At 69.2% G+C, this 20322-nt stretch carries 19 protein-coding genes and 1 riboswitch; of the genes, 11 read left to right on the top strand and 8 right to left on the bottom strand.

Annotated features, from left to right (window positions below):
- Positions 1 to 90: 90 nt before the first annotated feature.
- Positions 91 to 1062 (bottom strand): 4-hydroxy-3-methylbut-2-enyl diphosphate reductase, encoded by a 972-nt coding sequence (ispH, locus tag ASD21_RS01505; RefSeq protein ID WP_056435657.1) that lies wholly within the window; start codon positions 1060 to 1062, stop codon positions 91 to 93.
- A gap of 171 nt (positions 1063 to 1233) precedes the next feature.
- Here ispH and ASD21_RS23725 point away from each other — a divergent pair, with 171 nt between their 5' ends.
- Positions 1234 to 1938 carry a hypothetical protein gene (locus ASD21_RS23725; protein ID WP_056435654.1) on the top strand — a complete coding sequence of 235 codons (705 nt, stop codon included), beginning with the start codon at positions 1234 to 1236 and terminating at the stop codon, positions 1936 to 1938.
- Entirely contained in the window at positions 1935 to 3776 is a 1842-nt protein-coding gene (locus tag ASD21_RS01495; RefSeq protein WP_056435651.1) for an arginine--tRNA ligase, read from the top strand. Before ASD21_RS23725 ends, ASD21_RS01495 begins: the two co-directional genes overlap by 4 nt.
- Positions 3777 to 3780: 4 nt before the next feature.
- Here the strand turns inward: ASD21_RS01495 and ASD21_RS01490 are convergent, their stop codons facing one another.
- The gene (locus tag ASD21_RS01490) at positions 3781 to 4599 is read right to left on the bottom strand and encodes an ORF6N domain-containing protein (protein WP_056435647.1); all 819 of its coding nucleotides are present in this window, start codon (positions 4597 to 4599) and stop codon (positions 3781 to 3783) included.
- Positions 4600 to 4729: 130 nt separating this feature from the next.
- A riboswitch (glycine riboswitch) is annotated at positions 4730 to 4821 on the top strand.
- 160 nt (positions 4822 to 4981) lie between these two features.
- Between ASD21_RS01490 and gcvT the strand changes: the two genes are divergently transcribed.
- The 7 genes from gcvT (at position 4982) to ASD21_RS01455 (ending at position 10968) form a co-directional block, all read left to right on the top strand.
- Complete coding sequence (gcvT, locus tag ASD21_RS01485) at positions 4982 to 6109, top strand: glycine cleavage system aminomethyltransferase GcvT (RefSeq protein ID WP_156398252.1); 1128 nt, start codon at positions 4982 to 4984, stop codon at positions 6107 to 6109.
- Between the two features lie 24 nt (positions 6110 to 6133).
- The gene (gene gcvH / locus ASD21_RS01480; RefSeq protein ID WP_056435643.1) at positions 6134 to 6499 is read left to right on the top strand and encodes a glycine cleavage system protein GcvH; all 366 of its coding nucleotides are present in this window, start codon (positions 6134 to 6136) and stop codon (positions 6497 to 6499) included.
- A gap of 3 nt (positions 6500 to 6502) precedes the next feature.
- Positions 6503 to 7021: a hypothetical protein gene (locus ASD21_RS01475; RefSeq protein WP_056435640.1), complete on the top strand. Its 519-nt coding sequence runs from the start codon at positions 6503 to 6505 to the stop codon at positions 7019 to 7021.
- The gene (gene gcvPA / locus ASD21_RS01470) at positions 7022 to 8383 is read left to right on the top strand and encodes an aminomethyl-transferring glycine dehydrogenase subunit GcvPA (RefSeq protein WP_056435637.1); all 1362 of its coding nucleotides are present in this window, start codon (positions 7022 to 7024) and stop codon (positions 8381 to 8383) included. It abuts the gene before it with no gap.
- Positions 8380 to 9963: an aminomethyl-transferring glycine dehydrogenase subunit GcvPB gene (gene gcvPB / locus ASD21_RS01465; RefSeq protein ID WP_056435634.1), complete on the top strand. Its 1584-nt coding sequence runs from the start codon at positions 8380 to 8382 to the stop codon at positions 9961 to 9963. The genes gcvPA and gcvPB overlap by 4 nt, the downstream gene beginning before the upstream one ends.
- 133 nt (positions 9964 to 10096) lie before the next feature.
- A complete protein-coding gene (locus ASD21_RS01460; protein WP_056435632.1) occupies positions 10097 to 10528 on the top strand; it encodes a hypothetical protein in 432 nt (143 codons plus the stop codon).
- On the top strand, positions 10525 to 10968 hold the full coding sequence (locus ASD21_RS01455; RefSeq protein WP_056435629.1) for a PGPGW domain-containing protein: 444 nt from the start codon (positions 10525 to 10527) through the stop codon (positions 10966 to 10968). The genes ASD21_RS01460 and ASD21_RS01455 overlap by 4 nt, the downstream gene beginning before the upstream one ends.
- Before the next feature lie 227 nt (positions 10969 to 11195).
- Here the strand turns inward: ASD21_RS01455 and ASD21_RS01450 are convergent, their stop codons facing one another.
- The 5 genes from ASD21_RS01450 to ASD21_RS01430 form a co-directional block, all read right to left on the bottom strand.
- Positions 11196 to 11711 carry a F0F1 ATP synthase subunit B gene (locus ASD21_RS01450; protein ID WP_056435626.1) on the bottom strand — a complete coding sequence of 172 codons (516 nt, stop codon included), beginning with the start codon at positions 11709 to 11711 and terminating at the stop codon, positions 11196 to 11198.
- Positions 11711 to 12310: a F0F1 ATP synthase subunit B family protein gene (locus tag ASD21_RS01445; protein WP_056435624.1), complete on the bottom strand. Its 600-nt coding sequence runs from the start codon at positions 12308 to 12310 to the stop codon at positions 11711 to 11713. Before ASD21_RS01445 ends, ASD21_RS01450 begins: the two co-directional genes overlap by 1 nt.
- Before the next feature lie 68 nt (positions 12311 to 12378).
- The gene (locus tag ASD21_RS01440; RefSeq protein ID WP_012288375.1) at positions 12379 to 12603 is read right to left on the bottom strand and encodes a F0F1 ATP synthase subunit C; all 225 of its coding nucleotides are present in this window, start codon (positions 12601 to 12603) and stop codon (positions 12379 to 12381) included.
- A gap of 58 nt (positions 12604 to 12661) precedes the next feature.
- Positions 12662 to 13435: a F0F1 ATP synthase subunit A gene (locus tag ASD21_RS01435; RefSeq protein WP_056435621.1), complete on the bottom strand. Its 774-nt coding sequence runs from the start codon at positions 13433 to 13435 to the stop codon at positions 12662 to 12664.
- A gap of 14 nt (positions 13436 to 13449) precedes the next feature.
- Positions 13450 to 13800 (bottom strand): AtpZ/AtpI family protein, encoded by a 351-nt coding sequence (locus tag ASD21_RS01430; RefSeq protein ID WP_056435618.1) that lies wholly within the window; start codon positions 13798 to 13800, stop codon positions 13450 to 13452.
- A gap of 469 nt (positions 13801 to 14269) precedes the next feature.
- Between ASD21_RS01430 and ASD21_RS01425 the strand changes: the two genes are divergently transcribed.
- On the top strand, positions 14270 to 16246 hold the full coding sequence (locus ASD21_RS01425) for a hypothetical protein (protein ID WP_056435615.1): 1977 nt from the start codon (positions 14270 to 14272) through the stop codon (positions 16244 to 16246).
- Positions 16247 to 16360: 114 nt separating this feature from the next.
- Positions 16361 to 16690 (top strand): DUF6481 family protein, encoded by a 330-nt coding sequence (locus tag ASD21_RS01420; protein ID WP_028037484.1) that lies wholly within the window; start codon positions 16361 to 16363, stop codon positions 16688 to 16690.
- 172 nt (positions 16691 to 16862) lie between these two features.
- On the opposite strand, the gene smc is transcribed toward ASD21_RS01420, so the two are convergent.
- A complete protein-coding gene (gene smc / locus ASD21_RS01415; protein WP_056435612.1) occupies positions 16863 to 20309 on the bottom strand; it encodes a chromosome segregation protein SMC in 3447 nt (1148 codons plus the stop codon).
- Positions 20310 to 20322: the final 13 nt, after the last annotated feature.

Below are 20322 nucleotides of genomic sequence, written 5' to 3'. Positions count from 1 at the left end.
AGCTGGCGGTCAAGAGCGAGCGGCCGTGCTTTTCGTCGAGCGGACCTGAGAAAACCTGGGTTGGGACCCTTGGTCCGAGGGGAACGGGGGCTAAGCCGTCAGCAGCCGCGGCAGCTTGAAGGTCACGGTCTCGCGGGCCTCGATCAGTTCCTCGACGGTCACGTCGTAGCGGGCGGCCATGGCGTCGATCACGCCCTGGACCAGATCCTCGGGGGCCGAGGCGCCGGCGGTCAGGCCGACGGCGTTCACGCCTTCGAACCACGACCAGTCGATGCCGCGGGCGTCGTCGATCAGCTTGGCGTCCTTGGCGCCGGCCCGCTTGCCGACCTCCATCAGCCGCACCGAGTTGGACGAGTTCTTCGAGCCGACCACGAGGATCAATTCCGACGCGCCGGCCAGCAGCTTCACCGCCTCCTGGCGGTTGGTGGTGGCGTAGCAGATGTCTTCCTTGTGCGGCGCGGCGATGCCCGGAAAGCGCTGCTTGAGCAGGTCGACCATCTCGGCGGTGTCGTCGACCGACAGGGTGGTCTGGGTCAGGAAGGCGACGTTGGCCGGGTTCTTGGGAACCCAGGCGCGGGCGTCGTCGATGTCCTCGATCAGGGTGACGGTCCCCTCGGGCAACTGGCCCATGGTGCCGACGACCTCGGGATGGCCGGCGTGGCCGATCAGCACGATCTCGCGACCGGCGTCGAAATGCTTCTGGGCCTCGACATGGACCTTGGAGACCAGCGGGCAGGTGGCGTCCAGATAGACCATCTCGCGCGACTTGGCCGCCGCGGGCACCGACTTGGGCACGCCGTGGGCCGAGAACACCACGGGACGATCGGCAGGCGCCTCATCCAGCTCCTCGATGAACACCGCGCCCAAGGCCTTCAGACGGTCCACGACATGGCGATTGTGGACGATCTCGTGGCGCACATAGACCGGCGCGCCGAACTTCTCGATGGTCCGCTCGACGATCTGGATCGCCCGGTCGACGCCGGCGCAGAAGCCGCGCGGACTGGCCAGGACCACGCGGAGTTCGCGGCGGCCGGGACTGGAGATGGGCGAATGGGCGTTCATGACGCCGAACCTAAGGGTTCCGGCCCGTCCGCGCCAGCGTCCGCCGGAAAAGTCGGCTGCATCCGCTTGAAATCTGCTGCACATTGCGACGTCACGCATATGCCTTTATCAGGCTCCATGAAGCTGGTGGGAATTCCCGCTCAAGCTTTCCAATCTCGGACCGGACGTTTCATGCGCCGCACTTTTCCCGTCGCCCTCAGTGCTCTGATGGCCCTCTCGATCGCCGCCACGGCGACGACCGTTCACGCCCAGCAGGGGGGACGGCCCGGCGGCCAGGGCGGCGAAGAGGACCAGGCCGCCAAGAAGAAGAAGCGCGACAGCGAGTGGAACCAGCCCAAGGCGCCCCTGGCCCAGCTGCGCAACGCCGGCCCGTGCCCCTATGTGAAGGTGCTGTACGACGCCAGCCGCTATGTCGAGTTCAAGGACGGCAAGGAATCCGCCGCCCAGACCGCCTATACCGGCGAGATCCAGGGCCTGAGCTCGGGCTGCGCCTATAAGAGCAACGACCCGATCAAGATGCGGGTCGAGATGCTGTTCGAAATGGGTCGCGGCCCGCAGGCCGTCGGCAACCAGAAGACCTACCGCTATTGGGTCGCGGTGACCGAGCGCAACAAGGACGTCCTGGCCAAGGAATATTTCGATCTGCCGGTGACCTTTCCGCAAGGTCGCGATCGCGTCTACGTGAACCAGAGCCTGAACACGATCACCATCCCGCGCGCCGACGAAAAGGTCAGCGGCAGTAATTTCGAGGTCTTGATCGGCTTCGACGTGACCCCGGAAATGGCCGCCTTCAATCGTGACGGCAAGCGCTTCCGCGTCAACGCCGGCCAGACGCAGCAAGCCCAGACCCAACCCGGAAACGTCGCCAAGCCATGAGTGATTTGAAGCGGTCCCTGAGCGAGGCGGCCGCGGCCGCCTTCCAGGCCGCCGGACTGTCCCCCGACTTCGGTCGCGTCACCGCGTCCGACCGGCCCGACCTGGCCGACTTCCAATGCAACGGGGCCCTGGCGGCCGCCAAGAGCGCCAAGCGCAATCCGCGCGAGATCGCCGTACAGGTCGTCGACATCCTGAAGACCGATCCGCGCCTGGCCTCGGTCGAGATCGCCGGCGTCGGTTTCATCAACATGCGCGTCAGCAGCGACGCCCTGTCGACCCGCGCCAACGAGATCGCGACCGATCCGCGCGCCGGGGCCGAACTCCTGGCCGCGCCGCGTCGCGTGCTGGTCGACTATGCCGGCCCCAACGTCGCCAAGCCGATGCACGTGGGCCACCTGCGCGCCTCGATCATCGGCGAGTCGGTCAAGCGCCTGTACCGCTTCCGCGGCGACGACGTGGTGGGCGACGCCCACTTCGGCGACTGGGGCTTCCAGATGGGGCTGCTGATCAGCGCCATCATGGAGGAGGACGCCTTCATCCGCGCCCTGCTCGAGCGCCTGGTCGAGGCCCCGCGCGGCTTCTCGGCCGCCGACGAGGCCAATCTCATGTCTGAGTTCGCCCAGCGCGTGACGCTGGAGGACCTGGACCGCCTCTATCCGGCCGCCTCGCAGCGCCAGAAGGAAGACCTCGAGTTCAAGGAAAAGGCCCGCAAGGCCACCGCCGAGCTGCAGAACGGCCGCTTCGGCTACCGCCTGCTGTGGCGCCACTTCGTCAACATCAGCCGCGTGGCGCTGGAACGCGAGTTCCACGCCCTGGGCGTCGACTTCGACCTCTGGAAGGGCGAGAGCGACGTGCAGGACCTGATCGCTCCGATGGTCCGCCAGCTCGAGGTCAAGGGCCTGCTGGTCGACGACCAGGGCGCCCGGATCGTCCGCGTGGCCCGGCCCGGTGAGACCAAGAAGAAGAAGCTGGAAGACGGCACGGTGGTCGTGGTCGAGAGCCCCGATCCGCTTCTGGTCGTCTCGTCGGAAGGCTCGGCCATGTACGGCACGACCGACCTGGCCACGATCCTGGACCGCCGCAAGACGTTCGACCCGCACCTGATCCTCTATTGCGTGGACCAGCGCCAGGCCGACCATTTCGAGCAGGTGTTCCGCGCCTCGTACCTGGCCGGTTACGCCGAGCCGGGCGGGCTGGAGCACATCGGCTTCGGCACCATGAACGGGTCCGACGGCAAGCCGTTCAAGACCCGCGCGGGCGGCGTCCTGAAGCTGCACGACCTGATCGAGATGGCCCGCGAGAAGGCCCGCGAGCGCCTGCATGAAGCCGGCCTCGGCGCCGAGCTTTCGGAAGAGGCCTTCGAGGACATCGCCCACAAGGTCGGCGTCGCGGCCCTGAAGTTCGCCGACCTGCAGAACTTCCGCGGCACCTCTTACGTCTTCGACCTCGACCGCTTCACCAGCTTCGAGGGCAAGACCGGGCCGTACCTGCTGTACCAGTCGGTGCGCATCAAGAGCATCCTGGGCAAGGCGACCGAGCAGAAGGTCGTCTCGGGCCCGATCGTCGTCGGCGAGCCGGCCGAGCGCGACCTGACCTTGTTGCTGGACGCGTTCGAGGGCGCTCTGAGCGAGGCCTACGACAAGAAGGCCCCCAACTTCATCGCCGAGCACGCCTACAAGCTGGCCCAGACCTTCTCGAAGTTCTACGCCGCCTGTCCGATCCTGAGCGCCGACGAGCCGGCCGTCCGGGCCTCGCGCCTGGCCCTGGCCGAAACGACGCTCCGGCAGCTGGAGCTGGCCCTGAACCTGCTGGGCATCGAGGCGCCGGAACGGATGTAGGCCGTCAGGGGCGCTCAAGATCCTTGAGCGTCGCCAGCAGGCCTTCGACCCCGCCGGTCTCCAGATACTGCTGGGCCACCAGCACCAGGCGCAGCTGTTTGGCCAACAGCGCGAGCTGACGATGCTGGTTCTCGGTGTGCTTCTGGGCGGTCTCGGCCTCCAGGGCGTCAGCCTCGGCCAGCAGTTTGCGCACCTCCGCCAGGGTCTTCTCGTTCTGGACGCCGGCCCGCTTCAGATATTCCTTGAGGCTGCGCAGCCCCTCGGCGGCGATGGCGTGGGCCTCGTCGCGGACCGTGGCCTGGGTTTGCGGATCGGCGATGGCGTCCAGCACCCGGCCTAGGGCTCCGTTGAGCTTGCCCATCAACCCGGTGCGAGCTTCGCCCTCCAACGAAAGCAGGCCGCGCGCGTCGATCAGCGACGGCAGGTTCGCGCCGTCCGAAACCAAAGCCGTGCGCCGCGCTTCGACGAACACCTTGATGATGAACCGTGACGCGGCGATCGCCTGGTTGGATTTCAAGACAGTGGCCGCCATCACGACGCCATGCTCGGTGAACGCGTAGGGTCTGTACCGGCGTCCGCCATGCGACGAACTTGAGATCGCATTTTGCGATCTCAAGTTTGAAAACTCCTCGGCGGACAGCTGAAATGCGAAGCCGTCGAACCGCCGTGAGTTTCGGCGGGTCTGTTCGTTCAGGCGGCCTGTTTCCACGCCGAAAAGCCGACCAAGATCTGCGTCGAGAATGACCGGGAGACCACGCGCCGCAAACACCTGCGGGGCCGGCTCAGCTTCGAAATCAAACGTCGATGGCTGTTGGTCGGTCATGCCCGCTCTTTGAGATCGCAAATTGCGACTTCAAACTGACTTGATCGTCGCTAGGTTGCAAATGGCGAATGAGGTCGCTCAAGCCCCGCCTCTCCAGTTGACTCCGCCCGCCCCCTCGCCCAAACACGCCTCGACCCTCGCGGGAGACGTCGGGATTCTGGTCCCGAGGCCGAAGGCGCAACCGCCCCGGAAACGCTCAGGCAAAAGGACCGCGCGGGTTTAGGAACGCTGGAAAGAGGCAGGTTTCCCGGGATGGGAGAGCTGCCCGCCGAAGGAGCAAGGCCCGTCTCTTCCCATTTGGAAGGGGGCCGGAATCTCTCAGGTCAAAGGGACAGCGGGGGCGAGACCACCTGGCGAAAGCCGGGCGGCGTCGCCGACCCCGATTGGAGCCCAGAGCGTGTCCGACCAAGATCTCAAGAAGACCCCGCTGTACGACGCGCACGTCGCGGCCGGCGCGCGCATGGTGCCGTTCGCGGGCTATTCCATGCCGGTGCAGTACAAGGACGGGGTGTTGAAGGAGCACCTGTGGACCCGCGAGCACGCGGGGCTGTTCGACGTTTCGCACATGGGCCAGGCGCGGCTGCGCGGCGACAATCCGGCCAAGAGCTTCGAGAAGCTGGTCTCTGCCGACTATCAAGGCCTCAAGCCCGGCAAGCAGCGCTATGCGGTGCTGCTGAACGCCGAGGGCGGGGTGATCGACGACCTGATGACCGCCCGTCCCGACGACGACGGCCTGTTCATCGTCGTCAACGGCGCCTGCAAGGACAACGACTACGCCATCATCGCGCAGGCCCTGAAGGGCGAGGCGACCGTCGAGCGGCTGGAAGACCGCGCCCTGCTGGCCCTGCAGGGCCCCGAGGCCGCCGCCGTCCTGGCCGCCCACGTGCCGCAGGCCGCGACCATGGTGTTCATGGACACCGCCGCGATGACCGCCTTCGGGACCGACGCCATCATCTCGCGCTCGGGCTACACCGGCGAGGACGGCTACGAGATTTCCGTGCCGGCCGCCGAGGCCACGCGCATCTGGAACACCCTGCTGGAAGACGAGCGGGTCAAGGCGATCGGCCTGGGCGCCCGCGACAGCCTGCGCCTGGAAGCCGGCCTGCCGCTGTACGGCCACGACATGGACGAGACGGTCTCGCCGATCGAGGCCGGCATGCCGTTCGCCGTCGGCAAGAGCCGCCGCGAGGCCGGCGATTTCCCGGGCGCGGACCGGATCCTCAACGAACTGGCCGGCGACCTCAAGCGGCTCCGCGTCAATCTGAAGGTGCTGGAAGGCGCTCCCGCCCGCGAGGGCGCGGAGATCGCCGACGAGACCGGCGCCGTGGTCGGCGTGGTCACCAGCGGCGGCTTCGGCCCCAGCTTCGGCGGCGCCATCGCCATCGGCTTCGTTCCCCCCGCCCTGGCGGTGGTCGGTTCGAAGCTGAAAGTCATCGTTCGCGGCAAGCCGCAGGCGGCCGAGGTCGTGACCTCGCCGTTCGTCCCCACCCGCTACGTGCGCAAGATCTAGATCCAGACAAAAAGGGCCCAGACCATGAAGTTCACCAAGGACCACGAGTGGGTTGAAGTCGAGGGTGATGTCGCCACCGTGGGCGTCACCGGTTACGCCGCCGAGCAACTGGGCGACGTGGTGTTCGTCGAGGTGCCGGAGGTCGGCAAGACCGTGAAACAGGGCGACGCCCTGGCGGTGGTCGAGAGCGTCAAGGCCGCTTCCGACGTCTACGCCCCGGTGTCGGGCGAGGTGGTCGAGGCCAACGGCCAGCTCGGCGACGCCCCCGAGACCGTCAACGCCGTGCCGGAAGCCGGCGGCTGGTTCGCCAAGATCAAGCTCAGCAACCCCGCCGAGCTCGACGCCCTGATGGACCGCACGGCCTACGAAGCGTTCCTGAGCACGCTGTAAGCCATGGTCCAGGTCCTTCTCCACAACTCGACCCTGACGCCCGCCCCGGCGGCCTATGGGGCGGCGGTGGAGAAGGCCCTGGCCGCGGCCGGCGCGACGCTCGGCGCGGACGGCGAGGTCGGCCTCGCCGGCCAGACCGTCCTGGTCGTGACTGTCGATCCCGAAGACGACATCGCCGTGATCGACCTGGAGCGGTTCGACGACGCGGTCCTCGATTTGGTCTTCGATCTCGCCGAGGCCACCGCCTCGTTCGTGGTCATGGGCGACGGCGCCGTCTGCGCGACGCCCGCGACCGGTCAACCGCCGCCGGCCTGGTCGATGGGCATTCAGTCCTCCGGAACCGCCGAACGGGCCGACTTCCGCGACTGGCTCGCCGGCGACATCGAGACCCAGTTGGCGGCGGAAGCCTACCAGGCGACCGTCGCCGTAGCCCTCGCCAAGGCTCGCGCCGAACGTGAAGCCAAACCCGCCAAACCCATCTTTCAACGCCTGACGGACGCCCTTTTCGGAAAGTCGATCTAGATGCGCTACCTCCCCCTCACACCCCAAGATCGCGCCGACATGCTCGGCGTCATCGGCGCGGAGTCGATCGACGAGCTGTTCGTCGACGTTCCAGCCGTCGCCTACCGCAAGGACCCGGTCGACCTGCCGTTCCACGCCGGCGAGCTGGAGGTCGAGCGCGAGATGCTGGCCCTGTCGCGCCGCAACCGCTCGGCGTCGGAAGGCCCGTTCTTCGTGGGGGCGGGGGCCTATCGCCACCACGTTCCGGCCACCGTCGACCACATCATCCAGCGGTCGGAGTTCCTGACCAGCTACACGCCCTACCAGCCCGAGATCGCCCAGGGCACGCTGCAGGTGCTGTTCGAGTTCCAGACCCAGGTCGCGGCCCTGACCGGCATGGAGGTGGCCAACGCCTCGCTCTATGACGGCTCCACCGCCGCCGCCGAGGCGGTGATGATGGCCGCCCGGATCACGCGCCGGAACAAGGCCGTCCTGTCGGGCGGCGTGCACCCGCAGTATGTCGGCACGGTCGAGACCCTGGCCCACGCGGCCGGCGTGGCCACCGATCGCCTGGCCCCCGCCGTCGACGCCGAGGACGCGGTGATCGCCGCCATCGACGCCGACACCGCCTGCGTCGTCGTCCAGACCCCGAACGTGTTCGGCACGGCGACCGACGTGACCAGGATCGCCGCCGCCGCCCAGGCCGCCGGCGCCCTGCTGATCGTGGTCACCACCGAGGCCGTCTCGTACGGCCTGCTCAAGTCGCCCGGCGAGATGGGCGCCGACATCGTCGTGGCCGAGGGCCAGTCGATCGGCAACGGCCTGAACTTCGGCGGCCCCTATGTCGGCCTGTTCGCCTGCAAGGAGAAATACGTCCGCCAGGCCCCGGGCCGCCTCTGCGGCGAGACCGTCGACGCCGAGGGCCGTCGCGGCTTCGTCCTGACCCTGTCGACCCGCGAGCAGCACATCCGCCGCGACAAGGCCACGTCGAACATCTGCACCAACAGCGGCCTGTGCGCCCTGGCCTTCAGCATCCACATGAGCCTGCTGGGCGAGAAGGGCCTGCGCCGGCTGGCCCTGGTCAACCACCAGAAGGCCGTGGCCCTGCGCGACGCCCTGGCGGCCGTGCCGGGCGTCGAGATCCTGACCCCGCGCTTCTTCAACGAGTTCGCCGTCAAGCTTCCGGTCAACGCCGCCGAGCTGGTCGAGACCCTGGCCGCCAACGGCGTCATCGCCGGCGTGCCGTTCTCGCGTCTGGATCCGTCGGCCGGCCTCGACGACGTCCTGCTGGTCGCCGTCACCGAGACCACGCCCGACAGCGACATCACCCTCTTCTCCAAGGCCCTGACCAAGGTGCTGGCCCCCAAGGGTTCGAACCAATGAGCATGAATTCCGTCGGACGGCCGACCCGTCCCGAGCCCCCCTCCGCGACTGGCGACGCCAACGACTACGTCCACCCCACCCTGACCGGGGCCCGCGGCCTGCTGCAGGACGAGGCGCTGATCTTCGAACTGAACGCCTGGGACAAGACCGGCGTCGACCTGCCCGACGCCCCGGCCGCCGACGACCTGGGCGACCTGGTCCGCACCGCGCCGATCGGCCTGCCGGGCCTGTCCGAGCCCGAGGCCGTGCGCCACTACGTGCGCCTGAGCCAGAAGAACCACGCCATCGACCTGGCCCTCTATCCGCTGGGCTCGTGCACGATGAAGCACAACCCGCGCCTGAACGAGAAGATGGCGCGCCTGCCGGGCTTCTCCGACATCCACCCGCTGCAGCCGCAATCGACGGTGCAGGGCGCGATCGAGCTGATGGATCGCCTGGCCCACTGGCTGAAGACCCTGACCGGCATGCCCGCCGTCGCGCTGAGCCCCAAGGCCGGCGCCCACGGCGAGCTGTGCGGCCTGCTGGCCATCCGCGCCGCCCATGAAGCCAACGGGCAGGGCCATCGCAAGACCGTCCTGGCCCCGACCAGCGCCCACGGCACCAACCCGGCCACGGCGGCCTTCTGCGGCTACACGGTCGTGGAGATCGCCCAGACCGACGACGGCCGGGTCGACCTGGCCGACCTGGAGGCCAAGCTGGGCGACCACGTGGCCGCCATCATGGTCACCAACCCCAACACCTGCGGCCTGTTCGAGCGCGACGTGGTCGAGATCGCCCGCCTAACCCACGCGGCGGGGGCGTACTTCTACTGCGACGGCGCCAACTTCAACGCCATCGTCGGCCGGGTCCGCCCGGGCGACCTGGGCGTCGACGCCATGCACATCAACCTGCACAAGACCTTTTCCACCCCGCACGGCGGCGGCGGTCCTGGCGCGGGTCCGGTGGTGCTGTCAGCGGCCCTGGCCCCGTTCGCCCCGACCCCGTGGGTGGTCAGCCAGGATCACCGCTTCGCGCTGGTCGAGGAGGCCAGGGGCCCCGCCGCCCAGGCCTTCGGCCGGATGAGCGCCTTCCACGGCCAGATGGGCATGTTCGTGCGGGCCTACGCCTACATGCTCAGCCACGGGGCCGACGGCCTCAAGCAGGTGGCCGAGGACGCCGTGCTGAACGCCAACTACATCAAGGCCCGCCTGAGCGACCTGATGAGCCCGGCCTTCCCGAACGGCCCGTGCATGCACGAGGCCCTGTTCGACGACACCTGGCTGGAGGGCACCGGGGTGACCACGCTCGACTTCGCCAAGGCGATGATCGACGAGGGCTTCCACCCGATGACCATGTACTTCCCGCTGGTCGTCCACGGCGCGATGCTGATCGAGCCGACCGAGACCGAGAGCAAGCAGGAGCTGGACCGCTTCGTCGTCGCGCTGCGCGCCCTGGCCGGGGCCGCGAAAGGCGGCGACGTCGACCGCTTCAAGGGCGCCCCTTACCACGCGCCGCTCAAGCGCCTGGACGAGACCCAGGCGGCGCGTAAACCACGCTTGAGGTGGAAACCTGTGGCCGCCGCGCCACTGGCGGCGGAATAGGCGCCACAGTCTGACGAATCGGAACGGGGCGCCTTTACGGAAGGGCGCCCCGTTCTCATATCGGGTCCAGTGAGCCGAGGAGGCCGGCCGTCGCCGGGATCAAACGGACCACGGAACCCGTTTCTTCCTGCCCATGAACCTTGCCCTCGCCATGCCGCCCGTGCGTTTCTCCGCCGCCGATGAACTCGCCCGCGAGCTTCTCGGGCGGATTTCGCGCGTCCTGCTGGTGACGCTGGGCCTGGTGCTGGTGGTGGCGGGTGTCCTGATCGCGCCGCTGCCCGGCCCGTTGGGCGTGCCGGTGACGGTGGTCGGCCTGATGCTGGTGCTGCGCAACTCGTTCAAGGCCCGCAAGCAGTTCGTGCGCTTCCAGCACGCCCATCCCAAGCTGCTGTTTCCGCTGCGCCGGCTGCTTCGCCGCGAGCCGGAGGTGCTGCCGGTGGCCTGGCAGCAGGTCCTGCGCATGGAGCGTCTGGTCATGCCGCGCCGCTGGCGCGTGGCCAAGCGCTGGCGCCGGTCCCTCAAGCGTCAGTCGCTTAAGCGCCGTTCGCTCAAGCGGTATTCGTGAACTCGCCGGCCGAGACGCTCGCCAGACTGCCTTCGAGGCTCTACCGCCGCCGTCGCCGTCTGGCCCTGATCCTGCGGGAAACCACGGGACGCGTCGCCCGCTGGGCGGCGCTGGCCTTGGGCATAGTGGTGCTGCTGGCCGGGATCGTCCTGACGCCCCTGCCGGGCCACCTGGGCCTGCCGCTGCTGGTTGTCGGGCTGATGATCGTGCTGCGCAACTCGTTCCAGGCCAAGCGCCGCTTCCTGCGCTGGCAGCGCCGCCATCCCAAGCTGATCTTCCCGATCCGCAGGCTGATGCGCCGCGAGCCGGAGATCATGCTGGTGGCCTGGCAGCAGTTGCTGCGGTCGGAGAAGCTGATCCTGCGCAAGGCCCACTGGCGGGTGCTCAAGCGCGGGCGGAAATACCTGCGGCGTCGCTGGTTGCGGAAGCAGCCGGTCTAACGCCAGCGCTCTCTAGGCCCTCCCCCTGTGGGGGAGGTGTCGGCGAAGCCGACGGAGGGGGGAGTGTTCGGCAGGCGGCTTGATCCGCGATCTTCGATCCTCAAACTCCCCCCACCGATCGCTGCGCGATCGCCTCCCCCACAGGGGGAGGGCCTTGGGCCGGCCCAAACAAAAAAGGGCGCGCCCCTCGCGGAGCGCGCCCTTGATGTTGTCGTCGGTCCGAACCGCTATTGCAGCTTCGCGCCGATCTGGCCGATGGCCGTGTCCACCAGGCCGTCCGAACCGCCGGCCGCGAGGCGGGCGACCAGAACCTGCTCGGCGATCTGGGCGGCCAGGTCGACCGCGGCGGCCTTGACGTCCGCCTGGGCCTGGGCCTCGGACTGGGCGATCTTGCGTTCGGCCATTTCGGCGCGGCGCTTGATCTGTTCCTCGAGCTTGGCCTTGGCCTCGATCTGCATCTGCGCGACGTCGGCCTTGGCCGCGGCGAGCATGGCTGTCGCCTGGCGTTCGGCTTCCTCGCGCTCGGCGCGGATGTTGGCCAGCAGCGCTTCGGCTTCGGCGCGGATCCGGGCGGCCTCGTCGAGGTCGGACTGGATCTTGGCGGCCGTCTCGTCCAGCTTGCCCGCGATCATCCCCGGGGCCTTGGCCCAGATCACGATCGCGATGAACAGGATCAGGCCGACGCCGACCCACAGTTCCGGATTGGCGATGTTCCAGAATTCGCCTTCGAAAAACGCGGGCATCAGGCGGCTCCTCCGCTCAGAGCGGTCGCGGCCTTGAGGTCCGCGGCCGAGGCGGCCTTGCCGGTCAGCTTCTGGATGATGGCCTGAGCGGTTTCGCCGGCCACCGCGCCGACCGAGGCCATGGCGGAGTCGCGCAGGCCCTGGATGCGGGTTTCGGCTTCGGCGAGGTGCGAGGCCAGCTTGGCCTCTTCCACGGCGGAGCGTTCCGCCGCTTCGGCGTTGGCCTTGGCGCGCGCGTCGAAGGCCAGGGCCTGCGAGCGGGCGCGGGCTTCGGCCACTTCGGCCGCCGCCGCCCGGGATTGCTCCAGGGCTTCGGCCTGCACCTGACGCGCGGCTTCCAGAGCGCCGGCGATCCGGCTGGCGCGTTCGTCGATCACGGCCCGCATGCGCGGCGTGAAGACGCGCGCGATCAGCACGTACAGGATGGCGAACAGCACCAGCAGGTAGGCGATCTGGCCGCCCCAGTGCTGGAACTCGAACTGCGGCAGGCCGCCCGAGCCGTGCTCGGCGCCCGACGCCTCATGGGTTGCGCCCGGCGCGGGAGAGGCCCCGGCGCCGTGGGTCGAGACCGCCGGAGCGGACTGTGTGGGATCAGCCATTACCTAAAATCGTCCGGTAGAGGGGTCGCGGCGGCGCCGTGCGGCGCCGCCGTCAATCAGGTCCGGCGTTAGGCCGAGTAGATCAGGATGCCGAGCACGAAGGCCAGGATGCCCAGGGCTTCGGCCAGAGCCGCGCCCACGAACAGGTTGCCGATCTGGCTGGCGGCGGCCGACGGGTTGCGCAGGGCGCCCGTCAGGAAGCTGCCGAAGATGTTGCCCACGCCGATGCCGGCGCCGATCATTCCGAGGGTGGCGAGGCCGGCACCGATGAGCTTGGCGGCTGCTGCGTCCATAGTTGTCTTGTCCTAGTTGGTAAGAGGTTGAGTGGTGATAGCGGGTTGGGTCCGAGCCTTAGTGGCCATGACCCAGATTGACCACATCATTGAGATAGATGCAGGTCAGAACGGCGAAAACGAAGGCCTGGAGGAAGGCCACCAGGAATTCCAGAGCGGTCAGGGCGGTGACCATGCCGATCGACAGGATGCCGACCGGAATGCCCAGCAGGCCGATCTGTCCGATCACGGCGGCCGCCACGAAGCCGGCGAACACCTTGAGGGCCACGTGGCCGCCCATCATGTTGCCGAACAGACGAAGGGTCAGGGTCACCGGGCGCAGCAGGAACGAGGCGAACTCGATCAGCACGATCACCGGCAGCAGCACCCACGGCACGCCCGACGGCACGAACAGCTTGAAGAAGCCCAGGCCGTGCTTGGCGAAGCCGATGATCAGCACCAGGCCGATGGTCAGCACGCCGAAGGTGGCGGTCACCGCGATCTGCGAGGTGGCGGTGAAGGCCAGCATCAGGCCCAGGAAGTTCATGCCCAGGATCAGGGTGAAGATCGTGAACACGAACGGGAACAGCTTGCGGCCCTCGTGGCCGATGATCGAGTCCGTCAGGTTGTCGATCAGGCCGAACACGCCCTCGCCGACGACTTGAAGTCGGCCGGGCACGATCTGCGCCTTGGAGGTCACGGCGGTCAGGAACAGCACGATCGCCGCGAAAGCGACGGTCATGGCGACATGCGAGTTGGTGATCGCGAGATCGACCTGGCCCAACCCCGGAAGGGTGACGTCGGGAAGGTCGATGATCTTCTCGATCTTGAACTGATGCAACGGATCGGCCATCGGGCCTTTCGCTCCTAGTCTACTTTGGGCTTGGAGGCTTGCGATCGCGCCGCCTCTTCCGCCTTCGCCTGCGCCATCAGCCGGTTGGCCGTGCGACGCGCCATGAACAACGACAAGGCGAAGCCCAGAAGGACCCCGCCGATCAAACCCCAAGGCCCGGTCTTGGCGAACCGATCCACGATCGCGCCCAGGGCCAGCCCGATAAGCACCCCGCCCACCAGTTCGGCCAGGATCTTATAGGCCTGGCTCGAGGCGTTCATCTCGCCCGCCCGCGACTCAGGCCGAGCCGTGCTGGCCTTAAGCGCTTCGGCCCGTTCGTCGAGGCGGCGTAGCGCCTCTTCGCGCGGATCGTCAACCTTGGGCATTGGAGTTGTAGGGTCCTGCGATGGCCCGAGAGAGCCGTCCCCCAGACCCAGCTTGATCGCGGCGGAACCTATAGATCGCGCCGCAGTGCGTCAAGTTGGGGAAAATATCCGTCAAGTTGCAGTTTTATAACGGCTTTTCGCGAAATTCCGGTGAGTGTCGGCAAGTCCGTCCTTCAAGCCCCGATCGGCGCCGCAAGGTCAACCGCGATTTCGCCGGATTTCTACGTAAGGGGACGGATCAGGCCCAGGAAAGACCTCCCGGCCGCTCCGCGACAGCGCCTCCAAAGCGAAGCATCCGGCGCTCTGGATCCTCTCCTCGGAGAGAGGCGCCTCGCGGGGCCGGAGGGAGCCTTCGCCGTCTTCGCGAAAATTCCCCTCGCAACATTCGTCATACCAATCCAGTGTTACCGCAACCATGACCGGTCGCCTCGATGCGCCGGCGAAGGGCTCATCGAGGGAAGAACACGCCATGATCCGCCTGACCGGAAACCTGCTCGGCGCCGCGGCGCTGTTGGCGATCCTCGCCCCCGCCGGGCTGTCGTCCAGCGCCCAGGCCGCTCCGGCCGCCCAGCCCCTGCCGGCCTACAAGAACTTCCACGCCGCCATCTACATCGCCGTCAACAACGCCAAGGAGCTGGCCGACAAGGCCACCTTCGACCGCGAGTTCGAGCGCGCCAGCCGCCAGCTGCACTTCGACAAGGTCTATCTGGAGGTCTACCGCAGCAGCAACTTCGCCACCGACGAGCAGATCGAGCGGGTCAAGGGCTGGTTCGAGGAGCGCGGCGTCACGGTGGCCGGCGGGATCACCCTGGCGACCGGCGGCGAGGGCGGCCAGTTCGGCACCTTCGACTACGAGAACCCCGCCCACCGGGCCGAGTGCGAGAAGGCGGTGCGCCTGGCGGCCAAGCACTTCGACGAGGTGATCCTCGACGACTTCTTCTTCTACACGTCCAAGAGCCCGGCCGACATCGCCGCCAAGGGCGACCGATCCTGGACCCAGTACCGGCTGGAGACCATGCGCAAGGTTAGCCAGGACCTGGTCCTGGGCCCGGCCAAGGCGGTCAATCCCAAGGTGCGGATGATCATCAAGTACCCCAACTGGTACGAGCACTTCCAAGGCACCGGCTACGACCTGGAGAAGCAGTCGCAGATGTTCGACGGCATCTACACCGGCACCGAGACCCGCGACCCGGTGGTCACCGATCAGCTGCTGCAGCAGTACGAGAGCTATTCGATCATCCGCTACTTCGACAACATCCGCCCGGTCGGCTCCAACGGCGGCAAGGGCAACGGCGGCGGCTGGGTCGACACCTTCTCGACCCTGTATGTCGACCGCTACGCCGAGCAGCTGTGGGACACCCTGCTGGCCAAGGCGCCGGAGATCACCCTGTTCAACTGGCGGCCGATGAACGAGGCGAAGGCCGTCGAGCCGGGCGCGCGTCCGTGGAAGGACAAGGCCACCAGCTTCGACTGGAAGGCGATGGTCGCCAGCTACAAGCCCTCGGGCCAGGCCAATGACCCGGGTCCCGGCTGGGGCCGCGCGGCCGGCTGGTCGCTGGAGAAGATCGACAAGGACCTGGGCTATCTGGGCCGGCCGATCGGCGTCGCGTCGTACAAGCCCTACCAGTCGTCGGGCGAGGACTTCCTGCACAACTATCTGGGCAATATCGGCATTCCGATCGAGCTGTCGCCCAACTTCCCCAAGAACGCCGACGTCGCCCTGCTGACCCAGGCGGCGGCCAAGGACCCCAGGATCGTCGAGGAGATCAAGGGCAACCTGCTGGCCGGCAAGACGGTGTTCATCACCTCGGGCCTGCTGGGGGCGCTGCAGGGCAAGGGCATCGAGGACATCCTCGAGGTGCGCGACACCGGCCGCAAGGTGGCCCTGCACGACTTCCTCAACGGCTACGGCGCGGGCAACGGCGAGAGCCTGAACGACCCCAAGCGCGACAATCCGCCGGTGCTGTTTCCGGAACTGGCCTTCTACACCAACGACAGCTGGGGGATCATCCGGGGCGTGGCCAACGCCAAGGGCTTCCCCATCCTGCTGATGAACCGCTACGGCGGCGGGGTGCTCTATGTGATCACCATGCCGGAGAACCCGGGCGACCTCTACAACCTGCCCCAGGGCGTGACGACCGAGATCAAGCGCTACCTGCAGCGCGACTTCCCGGTCCGGCTGGACGCGCCGGACCGGGTCAGCCTGTTCGCCTACGACAACGGGACCTTCGTGGTGCAGTCGTTCCGCGACGACGACACGGACGTGAACCTGTCGCTGCTGGGCGCGGGGGTGAAGCTGCGCGACATGACCAGCGGCAAGCTGGTCGAGGCCAAGCCCGCCGACAGCAAGGCCGACGCCTGGCGCCGCCAGGGCGTGCCGGCCCGCACCGAGTTCGCCGCCGCCGTCGCGCCGCACAGCTACGCCGTTTATCGGATCGAGAAATAAAGGCCCGAAATCCCCGGCGCGATGGGCCTGTGTCCATTCGCGCCGGGGATCGTCAATTGCTTTTCCCGGCGTTTTGGGGTCTTAGGAGCGCACTTTCCACCAACCAGAAGATTCATGTCGCATCTGAAGAACACCGGCTTCGCCGATCGCATCACCGCCGCCGCCGAAGCCAAGAAGGCCATGCTGGCCAAGATGAAGGTGAAGCCCACCGTTCAGGACCCCAACTTCGAGCAGCGCCACGCCGAGCGCGAAGCCGAGCTGGAACGTGTCCGCGCCGAACGCGCCGCGATCAAGGAAGCCGCCCGTCAGGAAATCCTGGCGCGCGAAGAAGCGGCCCTGGCCGAGAAGCGCGCCGACCGCAAGGAACGCAAGGCCCTGACCCAAGCCGAGCAGAAGGCCGCCCGCGACGCCAAGTACGCCGCCCGCAAGGCCCGCCAGAAGTAATTTTGGGACTGCCGCCGACCTTTTCGGCGGCTAGCACTTGCCCCCTACGGGTCGCTTCGCGACCGTCTTCCCCCAGAGGGGGAAGAGGAGGCCGTGCGCACCTCCTCCGCCCCCTATGGGGGCGGACAGACGGCGAAGCCGTCAGGTGGGGGCAAGTGAGTGAGCCGCCGCGCTATTGCGCCGCCACCAGCTGCTCCGCGGTGCTCAGATCCACGCTGACCAGCTGGCTGACGCCGCGCTCGGCCATGGTCACCCCGAACAACCGGTCCATCCGGCTCATGGTCACCGGATTGTGGGTGATGGCGATGAACCGCGTCTTGGTCCGCCGGCGCATCTCGTCCAGCATGTTGCAGTAGCGGTCGACATTGGCGTCATCGAGCGGCGCGTCGACTTCGTCCAGCACGCAGATCGGGGCCGGGTTGGCCAGGAAGACGCCGAAGATCAGGGCGCTGGCGGTCAGGGCCTGCTCGCCGCCGCTCATCAGGCTCATCGAGGCCATGCGCTTGCCGGGCGGGCAGGCGAAGATCTCCAGGCCGGCCTCCAGCGGATCGTCGTTCTCGACCAGCCGCAGTTCGGCCTGGCCGCCGCCGAACAGGGCCTGGAAGAGGGTCTGGAAGTGGGCGTTGATCACTTCGAACGCCGCCAGCAGGCGCTCGCGGCCCTCGGCGTTCAGCTCCTCGATCCCGGCCCGCAGCTTGCTCACCGCACCCGACAGGTCGGCCCGCTCGGTGCGCATGGTCTCCAGCCGCGCGGCGTATTCGTTGGCCTCCTCCTCGGCGCGGAGGTTCACCGGACCGATGGCGTCGCGCTCTCGTTCGAGGGCGAACAGGTGAGCTTCCACGCCCGCCGCGTCCTTGGGCACGGCCACGGCCTCGCCGGCCACGTGACGGCCCAGCTCCTCGGGCTCCATCCGGGCCTGTTCGCGGATGGCCCCGGCCACCTCGGCGAAGCGGTCGCGGACGGCGTCCAGGGTGGCGACCAGGGCGGCGCGCTTCTCGCGGGCCTCCGAGGCGGCCTGCTCGGCGGCGCGGGCGGCGCGGTCGGCGGCGAGGCGGGCGGTCTCGGCGGCCTCCAGGGCGTCCGAGGCCTTGGCGCGGCGGTCCTCGGCGGCGGCGAACTGTTCGACGATCACCACCAGCTTCTCGGCCAGCACGGTCGGGGCCTCGCGGGCGGCCTCCAGGGCGGCGGCGGCCTTGACCCGGTCGGCGTCCAAGCTGGTCTCGCGCCTGGCCGAGGCTTCGCGGCGCTTGGCCCAGTCGGCGTGGTCGCGCTCCAGGGTCTCCAGGCGGCGCTGGCGGCCGGCGGTCTCGCGGGTCTCCTGGTCCAGGGCCGAGCGGGCGGCGGCGGCGGCTTCCCGCGCGGCGGTCGCGGCCTGGCGGGCGGCGGCCAGCAGCGGGGCCAGGTCGGCGACGCTTTCGGCCTCGGCGGTCTCGGCCCGGACGGCGGCCAGGGCCGTGTCGGCCTCGACCCGTTCGGCCTCGAAGCGGGCGATGGTGTCGTCCAGCGACTGGGCGCGGGCCTCGCGCTGGGCGGCCTCGCGCTCGTAGCGGGTCACGGCCTCGCGGGCCCCGGTCAGCAGGCGCTCGGCCTCGGGCGGACCCCGGCGCTTGTCCCGGAGCGTTTCCTCGGCCACTCGCAGGGCGTCGGCGGCGGTCTTCAGGGCGGCGGTCGCGGCCTCGGCGCGCGGCGCGACCTGGTCGATCTCGGCCTCGACCTCGGCCAGGCGGGTGCGCTGCTCCAGGCGGACGGCGGCGGGCTTGGGCGCGTCGGCGCGGGCCACGAAGCCGTCCCAGCGCCACAGGTCGCCTTCCTTGGAGACCAGCCGCGCGCCGACGGGCAGGCTCCTGGCCAGGCGGTCGCCGTCGGTCCGGGCGACCACGGCCACGTGCGACAGCCGGGCGGCCAGTTCCGGCGGGGCCTTGATCAGCGGGGCCAGCGGCGTCGCGCCCTCCGGCCAGGCGACGGCGGAGGCCTCTCCGCCCGCCCAGAACGACGGGGCGCGGGAGTCGAGCGCCGCCTCCAGGTCGTCGCCCAGGGCGGCGGCCAGGGCGGCGCCGTAGCCCTTCTCGGGCGTCACCGCGTCCAGGGCCGGCGAGAAGCCGCTCTTGGCGCGCGGGGCGGTCAGCTGGGCCAGGCCGCGGGCCTCGGTGCGCAGGCGGCCCAGCTGGTCCTCGACCTTGCGGGCCAGGTCGCGGGACTGGGCCTCGGCGGCGGCGGCCTTGACGCGGACGGCCTCGGCTTCCTCGAGCGCCTGCCGGGCTGACGCCAGACCGGCCTCGGCGTTGGCGAAGCGCTGGCGGGCCTCGGCGGCGGCCGGGTCGACCACGGGGCCGACGGCGGCGCGTTCGGACTTGGCCTGGTCCAGGGCGCGGACGGTGCGGGCCAGACGGCTCTCGGCCTCGGCCAGGCGCTGGGCGGCGGCGCGGGCCCGGGCGTCCTCGGCGGCGGCGCGGGCGGCCAGCTGCTCGACCTCGGCGTCGGCCTTGGCGCGCGCCTCCTCGGCGGCCTTGGCGGCGGCGGCCAGCTCGGGCCCGCGCGCCGGGGCGGCGGCCATCTGGGCGCGCAGCTCGGTCAGCTCGGCGTCGGCGCGGGCCAGGGCCTGGACGGCGTCCTGCAGGCCCTGCGCCTCGCGCGCCCGGTCGTCGTCGATGCGGGTCAGGTCGGCCGACAGCCGTTCGAACTCGGCGGCCGCCGCCTGGGACTCGCGCTCGGCCCGGTCCTTCTGGATGGCCAGCTGGCCCAGGACGGCCTGGGCGATCGAGGCTTCCTCGCGCAGCGGCGGCATGGCGGTCTCGGCCGTCAGGATCGCGGTCTGGGCCGCGGCGGCGGCGCGGGCGGTGTCCTCGACGCTACGGGCCGCTTCGGTGGCGTCGCTCTGGGTGCGGTTGAGGGTGTCGCGGGCCTCGGTCCAGCGGGTGTAGAGCACGGCGCCCTGCACGGCGCGGATCTCGGCCGACAGGCGCTTGTACTTCTCGGCCTGCCGGGCTTCGCGGCGAAGCCGGTTCAGGGCGGTCTCCAGCTCGCCGGCCACGTCCTCGAGGCGCGAGAGATTGGCCTCGGCGGCGCGCAGCCTCAGCTCGGCCTCGTGGCGGCGGGTGTGCAGACCCGAGACGCCGGCGGCCTCTTCCAGGATGCGGCGGCGGTTCTGCGGCTTGGCGCCGATCAGCTCGCTGATCTGGCCCTGGCGGACCAGGGCCGGCGAGTTGGCCCCGGTCGAGGCGTCGGCGAACAGCAGCTGGACATCCCGCGCGCGGACCTCGCGGCCGTTGATGCGGTAGGTCGAGCCCTCGCCCCGGTCGATGCGGCGCACGACCTCCAGCACCGGGTCGTCATTGAACTGGGCCGGGGCGGTGCGTTCGGCGTTGTCGATGGTCAGGGTGACGTCGGCGTGGTTGCGGGCCGGGCGATTGCCGCTGCCGGCGAAGATCACGTCGTCCATGCCGCCCGCGCGCATGGCCTTGGCCGAGTTGGCGCCCATCACCCAGCGCAGGGCTTCCAGCAGGTTGGACTTGCCGCAGCCGTTGGGCCCGACGACGCCCGTCAGGCCGGGCTCGATCCGGAACTCGGTCGGTTCGACGAAGGATTTGAATCCTTGAAGGCGCAGACGCTGGAACTGCACGGCGCCCGCCCGC

Source organism: Caulobacter sp. Root1455, assembly GCF_001426905.1.
GTDB lineage: Bacteria > Pseudomonadota > Alphaproteobacteria > Caulobacterales > Caulobacteraceae > Caulobacter.
This window is presented reverse-complemented; position numbering and strand designations above follow the sequence as displayed.